This is a genomic window from uncultured Lactobacillus sp. (assembly GCF_902491705.1).
Classification (GTDB): Bacteria; Bacillota; Bacilli; order Lactobacillales; family Lactobacillaceae; genus Lactobacillus.
This window is the reverse complement of record NZ_CABUIW010000069.1, coordinates 1-9,539: the sequence shown is the minus strand read 5'-3', so window position 1 is coordinate 9,539 and position 9,539 is coordinate 1. Positions and strand designations below refer to the sequence as shown.

Below are 9,539 nucleotides of genomic sequence, written 5' to 3'. Positions count from 1 at the left end.
AACCTTCCATAATTCTCATAAATACTTGACCAATGTGACCAGTACCAACAACACCTACAACTTGGTCACGAACTTCACGGCCGATAGTTGGTGCCCAACGTAAATCACGTTTAGCCATCTTTTCGTCCATGCGCTTGTCTTGACGTAATACACGTGCAGCTTGAATAGCAGCATGTTCAGCAATAGCGTCTGGTGAGTAAACAGGAACATTAGTGATTTCAAAGCCTAATTCTTTAGCTTTGTCCATGTCGATGTTATCGACACCAACGTTACGTAATGACATCTTAGTTACGCCAGCATCTGCTAATGCTTGAAGAGTTTCAGGGGTGTAGTCTAATTGTTGGTAAACAACAACACCATCTGCACCCTTAGCAAGCTTTGCAGTTTCAGGAGTCAAAAGCTTGTCAGTGTATTCAACTTCAACATCTTTATGAGCATCCTTCCATTCGTTCAAGAATGGTTCTTCGTCTTTACGAATAGCGTAAGCAAAAATCTTTGTCATAAATTTAACCTCCGTAAAATTTATTAGTATGACCATTCCTCATTATACACTTCCACTTGCTCAACAAAACACAAAAAGGTTTATTTTTTGTGGAAAATTTTAAATATTTAAAAATATGAAAGAGCTATCATTACCTATATATGGCAATTGTTTAAGGATTTATTAAGACATAAAATAAAATAGTGACACTATGTCATGTGACTGGTATTATATACTCATAACAAAAATGCAACGCATCAAAAAAAGATATATTGCAAGAAGGTAACAAATCTTCTAATTCCTTATTAATACATCCTATTGGAGTTTTTATTAACTCATACATTGGGTAGCTTAAGCGTCCGTCCCCTATGTGGGCGCAAGAGCAAATGTTGATAAAAAATCCATCCCCTTTTTGTGAAAGTGATGAATCAAGCCCCCTGCATATCTTGAGCGTTGAACCTTTTTGTTAATCTTGATAAATCATTTTCGCAACATTAGTGATGAGTAGGCTAATGTAAAAAAATCTCGTTATTCTCATTCAACACAACTCCCTTAAAGGGCTGGTTTAGATTAGTCATCTAAGCCAGTCCTTTTCTTTTTTTCGGTTATAATTAGCCTGAATAGTGTTAAAAGGAGAACAAACCAATGATTTTAATTTCATGGAATATAGATTCACTTAATGCGGCTTTAACTGGTACATCAGCTAGAGCTGAAGAAACGCGTCAAGTTTTGGATAAAATTCATGATGCAGATCCTGACATTATCGCAATTCAAGAAACTAAATTGCGCGCAACAGGCCCAACTAAAAAACACCAAAAAGTTTTAGCTGAAAAGTTTCCCGAATACGATTATGTTTGGCGCTCTTCAGAAGAACCAGCAAGAAAAGGCTATGCTGGAACAATGTATCTTTATAAAAAAGAATTAACTCCCAAAGCTTCATATCCAGTAATTGGCGCACCTGATACGATGGATCATGAAGGTCGAATTATTACGCTTGAGTTTGACAAGTTCTTTGTAACGCAAGTTTATACACCTAATTCAGGCAGCGGCTTGAAGCGTTTAGCCGATCGTCAAATTTGGGATCAAAAATACACTGAATATTTACATCGATTAGATGAACAAAAACCAGTGATGGCAAGTGGGGACTACAATTGTGCTCATACTGAAATTGACTTGAAGCACCCAGAAAATAATCACCATTCAGCTGGTTTTACTGATGAAGAAAGAGCTGGTTTTACCAAATTGCTAGATGCTGGCTTTACTGATACATTTAGAAAAGTTCACGGCAACATTACGGATGTTTATTCTTGGTGGGCTCAACGAGTTAGAACTGCTAAGGCTAACAACTCTGGCTGGAGAATCGATTATTGGTTAGTATCTAACCGCATAGCTGATAAAGTAGTTCGTTCAGAAATGATTGATACTGGTAAAAGAGCAGACCACTGCCCAATTTTGCTTGAAGTTAACCTTTAATTTAGCAAAAACACTAGTATAATATTTTTCGAAAAAATTTTTTGAAAAATAGAAAAGTAGAGGTTAATTTTTTGAATAACGAGAAAAAAGAAGATTGGGCCTTGCAGCAGGATTTGAAATATAATCGTCTGACTGCATTCAAGTTATTTGCCATGACTAGCTCAATGGTTATTTCTGTTGATGAGCTAGCTCCATTTGGTAAAACTGGTGCTACAGCGCTATTTTATTTATTAATTGCTGGTATTGCCTGGTTTATACCAATTACGCAAATGGCCGGAGAAATGGCTTCAATCGATGGCTGGGAAAAAGGCGGTATTTTCACCTGGGTTAAAGGCTCTTTAGGTGATAAAACTGGTTGGACTGCCATGTTTTATCAATGGATCCACATTACTGTAGGGATGGATACCATGATGTATGTGATCATCGGGGCTTTATCAATTGCACTTGGTACGCCATGGTTTAATACCACGCCAATTGTACGTTTTGCTTTGATGATGGTAATTCTGTGGGGAGCAACTGCGATTCAATTGATCGGGGTTAGAAAGATTGGTCGAATTGCGGAGTGGCTGTTCATTTTAGGAATTGCTCTTCCTGTAGTTTTATTAATCATTTCATTCTTTGTTTATGTAGCCCAAGGTCATCCGCTTCATATGACAATTAATTGGAATACCGTAATTCCACATAAGCTGGATGGTGCAACCTTAGTTGCCTTTGTTCCATTTATGTTGGCATTCTGCGGCGGGGAAGCATCGGCGCCTCACGTTAAAAACTTGGACCACCCTCGTTCATATTCAAAAGTTATGCTTGCTTTAGCAATCACTGCTATTTGCTTTGACCTTTTAGGTAGTATGGCAATTGGAATGACTGTACCTAAGGATCAAATTCAAAATAGTACAGGATTTGTTTATACATACGGTAAGCTTCTTACCTCAATTGGCCTTCCAGGTGATTTATTGCAAAAGATTGTTGGTGTGATGCTTGCTTGCGGAATTATTGGTGAACTTGGTAACTGGATTGCCGGTCCTAACCAAGGGATGTACGAAGCCGCAAAGGAAGGCTACATGCCTAAATTCTTTGCGAAAACTACTAAGCATGGTGTGCCAATTAGAATCATGATTTTGCAATCAAGCATAGTTACTATTTCTGCACTTTTGATCACATTTACCAGTGGTGCAAATGCGGACTTTGCGTTTAACGTATCTTTAGCTGCTACAACTGCACAGTACTTGATGGTTTATATGATCATGTTGACAGCTTACATTGTTTTAAAGAGAAAGCATGAAGACTACCACCGTATGTACTACATGAGTAAGAATCCTAACATCAGTATTGCAATTGCTGTTTTGGCATTTATTATTACTGTAGTCGCATTCTTTGTGACATTCGTACCAGCTCAAGGTACTCCAAGCAATTTAGCTCATATCTATGTTTGGACCTTGGTAGGAATGTGTGCGATTGTATCAATTTTGCCGCTGATTTTATATCACTGGCATGAAAAATGGCAAAATGAATAAAACCTAGAGCATTCGTTTTAAAAAGCGAGTGCTTTTTTAGTAGAATCAGAAAATGAGGTGGAAAACATGACAGTTATGCAAGATGCAATTCTAAATGGCTTTGAAGATGAAAAATATCCTGGCAGCGAAATGCTGGGACCAAGAATCATTAGCAATAATACTCAAGAAAAAATCTGGTTTACTTTGCGCGAAGAGCTATATAGCTGCAAAAGCTTTACTTGGGCAGTTGCTTTTATTACGCAAGATATGTTGGTTCCACTTAAAGTAGTGCTTGCTGACTTAGCAGATCAAGGTATTTCTGGGACGATTATTACAGGGGATTATCTTAACTTTAACAATCCACGTGTTTTTGAAGAATTGCAGAAAATACCAAATCTAGAAGTTAGAATTGCGCAGCAAAATGGCTTTCATGCTAAAGGCTATTTATTTGAACATGAAAATTATCAAACTTGTCTCGTAGGCAGCGCCAATTTTACTAGAGCAGCTTTGCTTAGCAACTATGAATGGGCACTAAAGGTTAGTTCAAATAAACAAGCTAATTTGACTAAGCAGTTTGCCCAAAAGATTGAGGTACTTAAGCAAAATAGTTTTATTTTGACTGATCAATGGTTAGCAGAATATAAGGCAAATTGGGTTAAACCAAAGGTTAATTTTACTCATAAAGCTCAAACACAAATTAAGCCCAACCAGATGCAACAAGCCGCATTAAAGAATTTGAATGCATTAGTAGATAGCGGTGAAAAACGTGGATTGGTAGTTTCAGCTACAGGGACAGGTAAAACGTATTTAGGTGCTTTTGCTGTTAAAGATTTTAAGCCTAAAAGATTTTTATATATTGTGCACCGCCAACAGATCGCAAAGAAGTCGCTTGAAAGTTTTTATAAAGTGATTGGTGGAAAAAGAACAGACTATGGCCTCTTGAGTGGCAATCATCATGATATGAATAAAAAATATCTTTTTGCGACTGTACAGACTTTGAGTCAGCCTGATGTTTTAGCAAGTTTTGCTAAAGATGAATTTGACTATATTTTGATTGATGAAGCCCACAGAGCAGCAGCACCTAGTTATCAAAAAATATTAGAGCATTTTAAGCCACAATTTTTACTAGGAATGACAGCTACACCTGAGCGAATGGATGAGCAAAATGTATATCAGATTTTTGACTACAATTTAGCCTATGAGATTCGCTTGCGGGATGCACTAGAAGAAAAGATGCTGGCACCATTTCATTATGTTGGCGTGCAAGACTATGAAGTGGATAACCAAGCAATTGATGAAAACACCAAGTTGCGGTATTTAGTTTCTGAAAAGCGGGTAGACTACGCATTAAAAGAAATTGAATATTATGGCTATTGCGGAAGTCGCGCCAAAGGATTGGTATTTTGCAGCAGGCAGGATGAAGCAAAAGAGTTAGCTCAATTATTTTCTGAAAAAGGTCATCCAGCAGTAGCTTTGACTAATGAAGATAGCGAAAGACGCCGCAGTCAAGTTATTTCTGAGCTGATTAATGGGGAAATTGAATATATCGTTGCCGTTGATTTATTTAACGAAGGAGTCGATATTCCGTCGCTAAACCAAATAATCATGTTGCGCAATACGCAGTCAAGTATTGTATTTACTCAGCAGTTAGGTAGAGGCCTAAGAAAATACCCTGGCAAAGATTTTGTGACAGTGATTGATTTTATTGGTAATTACAAAAACAACTATTTGATCCCAATTGCTCTGAATCAAGATACTTCTCGCGATAAGGATAAGGCTAAAAGAGAAACGCGTTTACCGAGATTAATCGATGTTTCGACGATTAATTTCAGTAAGGTTGCCTCAGAAAAGATTTTGACTTCACTAGATCAAGTGAAACTTGATGGATTGCGAGAATTACGCCAGAGCTATCAAGAATTAAAGAATAAAATTGGTCGTATTCCGCTTTTGAACAACTTTTACGAATATGGCTCAGTTTCACCAATGGTGTTTGCCAACAACCATGGCTTAGATAATTACATGACTTTCTTGCAAAAGATGGGTGAAAAGATCGAGTTAAGCAAATATGAAAATGAAGTACTGACCTTTTTCACTAAGGAATTACTGAACGGCAAGAGAATTCATGAGTTGTTTTTGTTAGACCTACTCTTAAAAAATGGAAAAGTTAGACAAGAGGATTACGTAGATTTGCTTAAACAGCAAGGCTATGTAGATGATGCAGTTTTGAAATCAGTTGAAGATATTCTGTCTTTGTCATTTTTTGATGTTAAGCAAGGCAAAACTACTAAAAAAGTCCAATATGGTGATTTACCAATAATTGAGCATGAAAATTTACTAGATTATGAATTCAATGAAAAAATCATTGTTGCCCTTAAAGAAAATGAGTGGTTTAAACGATTAGTCAAAGATGTAATTACAACGGGCATTAAGCTAAATAAGCCATACGACAATATGCATCAATTCACACTATATCAGCAATATGATCGAAAAGATGCGTGCCGCTTGTTAAACTGGCCTAAAGATGTCTCTGCCCCAATGTATGGATATCGCGTGGGTAAACATGATACGCCGATTTTTATCACTTATGAAAAAGGCGATGAGCAAAAGCGCAATGCTGTTTACGATAATACTTTAGAAGATGGACGGAGTTTGCGCTGGTATACAAGAGTGCCGCGTCACTTAGATTCAGAAGAAGTACAGCGGCTGCTTCACACTAAGGGGATGCATATTCACCTGTTTGTTAAAAGAAGCGACGCGGAAGGTAAGCAGTTCTTTTATTTGGGTGAAGCTAAGATTGATCCAGATTCAGTCAAAGAAGAATTGATTGGTGCTAAGAAAAAGCCAGCGGTAGGGATGAACTTAATTTTTGAAAAGCCACTGACTAGTGAAATGTATACTTACTTATTTGCATAATAAAAACAGCTTTCTAGAAGAAAGCTGTTTTTTGTTAATCATTAATTAGTTGTAAAGGTGTTAGGTCTAATGTGATTCAAAATTTGCATAGCCATTTGTTTTTGTGCATTTTCATCACCTGAAGTTTGGTTCAAAAACATAATCAAACCATTGCGATTATCAGTAGTCATTTGGAACCACATGCCAAAGTGAGTACCGGTTAAATTACCATAAGCAGATTTAACAGTACCATCATTGTCGATATATAGACCACCAGAATAGTCGGTATATTTGCTGCTTAAATTTGTAAGATAGTGGAAATCTGATTTGCTCAAAATAGCACCATCGGTCAAACCGAGTTGAATCTTGTAATAATCCATTGGAGTAGTAAACATGTTACCTGCACCAGGAAGCTGGGATGCCAAGGATCTTTTTACATATTCAGGATCTTGGTAGTTATTGCCGTTTTCCCAACTGTAAGAAATAGGATCGCTCTTCCAACTAGGGATGTTTTGATATAGGAAAGTATTTGTTAAACCTAGTTTATTAACGATTCTACTATTGAAGTTGGATTCATAAGATTGACCACTCACTTTTTTAATAATACCGGCAAGCAAGATGTAATTGGTATTGTTGTAGAAATAGTTTCCGGGAGTACCAGGCTCAGTAGAGTTGGCATTACTTACTGTCCAGTTAATAGCTTCATCTTCTGTATTATCGTTGCCGCGATCAGTCTCGGTGTTTGCGGCATTAATACCTGAAGTATGAGTCATTAATTCACCTAACGTAATGTTATCAGCGTTTTTAAGGTTAGGGTACCAGCGTGATATTTTTGTGTTTTGTGTGAACTTTTCGCTTGTGTGCCACTTTTCATTCATTAATTGAATGATCATGGCCGCAGTAACAACTTTTTGTAAAGAACCAGTTGGATAAACTACTTGTTCGTTTTCGTTACCAATCTTTTTACCGTACCAAGCCCAACCGTAACTGATTTGTTGCGGACGGCCATTTTTTATAACTACAGTGGTGCCGCGACTATTATTTTGTGCTAAGACATTGCGCACAAAGCTGCGCATTTCTGTTTTGGAATATGTGCTCGCCTGAACTGGAGTTGATTCTTTAGTACTAATTGCAGGTGTTGCAATGCCAAATAAAGTAATTGCGGCTATACCAATAATTGCTTTTTTTAAAATTTTGAGGGCCTCCCTTAAATATGTCTAACCTACATTTTAGCGCGATACTTGGTCTATACAAGTTCAAAATTATTAAGAAAGTATAAACGGACCAATTTAATTATTAGCTTGGATAAATAATTTATTCAATTTTTCGCGTAAATAAGGATCGTGTGCATATAGGTAAGTTCCCTTAATACCACGCTTAAAAAGTACATTTAATGAATTCATTACCATTCTTTGTTCATATTTTAGCTTGGCTTTGGAATCTGTTAAATCGCTGCGTTTTTTGAACATTTCTATATCAGTAATTTTGTCGAGATTAACCTGCAATTTATTAGTATGTGGCACTAGGCTAATTGGTGGGCCAATAATGATGCCAGCATAATTTAAATCAAATCCTTGGCAAGTATAAATAGAACCTACTTCATTAATGGTCTTAGGAATTTCAGCCCATGGCGTTGAAGTGTAATTGTACTGATCCCATGGCATTTTGAAGTTGCCTTCTTTAATATAATGTTTACCGCCATCTAAAGTAGAAGGGTAACCAGATGTAGAAAGAATTCTGGCTAAACCTGTTTCATTATTTTGTTTAACGATTTCTTGTCTCATCTTTTCAGCATCAGTAAAAATGCGAAAGTCATAATTTTGCCACATGCTTTTATCAAAAGGGAGCAGCGTTCCTTGAGTAAAGGCATTAAACCAATTAATTAAATTATCAGGAGCCATCATTCTAAATTGGTGACGCAAAGTATAGTCTTCATATGAATATTGATGCGTAATTTGTTCTAGGCGATCTTTAGTCCAGAAGCTTTTCATGCGCAATACCTGGTATTCGTCAAATACAAGGATGACAATTTTGGCACGCTTAATAATTTCTTCAAGTTGATTATTATGATAGAAGTTATTGTAATGATCAGGTTGTGATAAAAGCAGGTGTGCCTCATCAATCACAACAATATCTGCAGATTTTTTCTTTTTATCTAATTGATTAATGAAAGAAGTAGGTCGCATATAATCTTTTTTATAGAGCTCTTTTAATGGGCCGGCAATCTGCTTATATACTTTGAGAAGTTCTGGATGATTTACTAAAAAGTAATTTTGTGTACCTGAAAAAGGAGCAACATTATTTCGACTTAATTTTTGAATCTGATCAAATAATGAAGAAAGAATTACGCTTTTACCGGTACCAGCATCACCATAAATGGTAAAAACAGCGGGCACGTCATTATTTTGTAAATGGTTTGCTGAAAAATTTATAATTCGCTTAATTAAATGATTTTGTTCATCAGTTAATGCATGATTAGGCGATAATTTTTGATATGCTTGATTATTCATTGATAAATTACCTCTAAAATAATCTATTATAGTTAGTAAAAAACATTAGTGATACAGGATGGTTTTATGACAGCACAAAATATTATTCATGATCAACTCTTTTTAAGTCAAAAATCTACAAGTGCAAATCAAGCAGATTTGAAAATTGCGGAAGACTTGCGCGATACGCTTTTGGCAAATAAAGACAAAGCTGCAGGATTAGCTGCTAACATGATTGGAAAAAACAAACGAATTATAGCTTTTTATGTAGGGCCACTACCATTAGTTATGCTTAATCCGCAAATTATAAAAAGAAGTGGAGAGTATCTGACATCGGAGGGATGTTTGTCCCTAGCAGGTGAGCGCCAGACTAAACGCTATAAAACAATCACAGTTACTTACCAAGATATGGACTTTAAAACTAAGACACAGGAATTTTCTGACTTTATTGCGGAAGTAATTCAACACGAAATGGATCATTGCGAAGGAATTTTGATATAAAATAAAGTTTTTTTGAAAGATTTTTAAGCACTTTGTTCGTAATATGGGTAACAAAAGAAAGGCTATCATATTTAATGATAGTCTTTTGCTATATTTTTAGAATAATCGAGCGCGATCAATCTTTGAATAAGCTGAAAGACGAATGAAATATAAATTTGCCAAAGGAGAGAAAATAAGGTAAATTAATAAAGTCGCTTCGAGAGAGGCGCG

Annotated in this window: 6 protein-coding genes and 1 pseudogene; 4 read left to right on the top strand and 3 right to left on the bottom strand. The window is 36.3% G+C overall.

What is annotated here, in order from left to right:
- A pseudogene (locus RDN22_RS10180) lies at positions 1–502 on the bottom strand (lactate dehydrogenase); the annotation flags it as partial.
- 624 nt (positions 503–1,126) lie between these two features.
- Between RDN22_RS10180 and RDN22_RS10175 the strand changes: the two are divergent.
- The 3 genes from RDN22_RS10175 (at position 1,127) to RDN22_RS10165 (ending at position 6,360) form a co-directional block, all read left to right on the top strand.
- Positions 1,127–1,954, top strand: a complete 828-nt coding sequence (locus tag RDN22_RS10175) for an exodeoxyribonuclease III (RefSeq protein ID WP_308557975.1) — start codon at positions 1,127–1,129, stop codon at positions 1,952–1,954.
- Positions 1,955–2,025: 71 nt separating this feature from the next.
- A complete protein-coding gene (locus tag RDN22_RS10170; protein WP_308557973.1) occupies positions 2,026–3,468 on the top strand; it encodes an amino acid permease in 1,443 nt (480 codons plus the stop codon).
- A 66-nt stretch (positions 3,469–3,534) separates the two neighbouring features.
- A complete protein-coding gene (locus RDN22_RS10165) occupies positions 3,535–6,360 on the top strand; it encodes a DEAD/DEAH box helicase (RefSeq protein ID WP_308557971.1) in 2,826 nt (941 codons plus the stop codon).
- A 41-nt stretch (positions 6,361–6,401) separates the two neighbouring features.
- Here the strand turns inward: RDN22_RS10165 and RDN22_RS10160 are convergent, their stop codons facing one another.
- On the bottom strand, positions 6,402–7,415 hold the full coding sequence (locus RDN22_RS10160; RefSeq protein WP_308557969.1) for a serine hydrolase domain-containing protein: 1,014 nt from the start codon (positions 7,413–7,415) through the stop codon (positions 6,402–6,404).
- A 213-nt stretch (positions 7,416–7,628) separates the two neighbouring features.
- A complete protein-coding gene (locus tag RDN22_RS10155; protein WP_308557968.1) occupies positions 7,629–8,849 on the bottom strand; it encodes a DUF2075 domain-containing protein in 1,221 nt (406 codons plus the stop codon).
- Positions 8,850–8,915: 66 nt separating this feature from the next.
- Here RDN22_RS10155 and RDN22_RS10150 point away from each other — a divergent pair, with 66 nt between their 5' ends.
- On the top strand, positions 8,916–9,329 hold the full coding sequence (locus RDN22_RS10150; RefSeq protein ID WP_308557967.1) for a peptide deformylase: 414 nt from the start codon (positions 8,916–8,918) through the stop codon (positions 9,327–9,329).
- Positions 9,330–9,539: the final 210 nt, after the last annotated feature.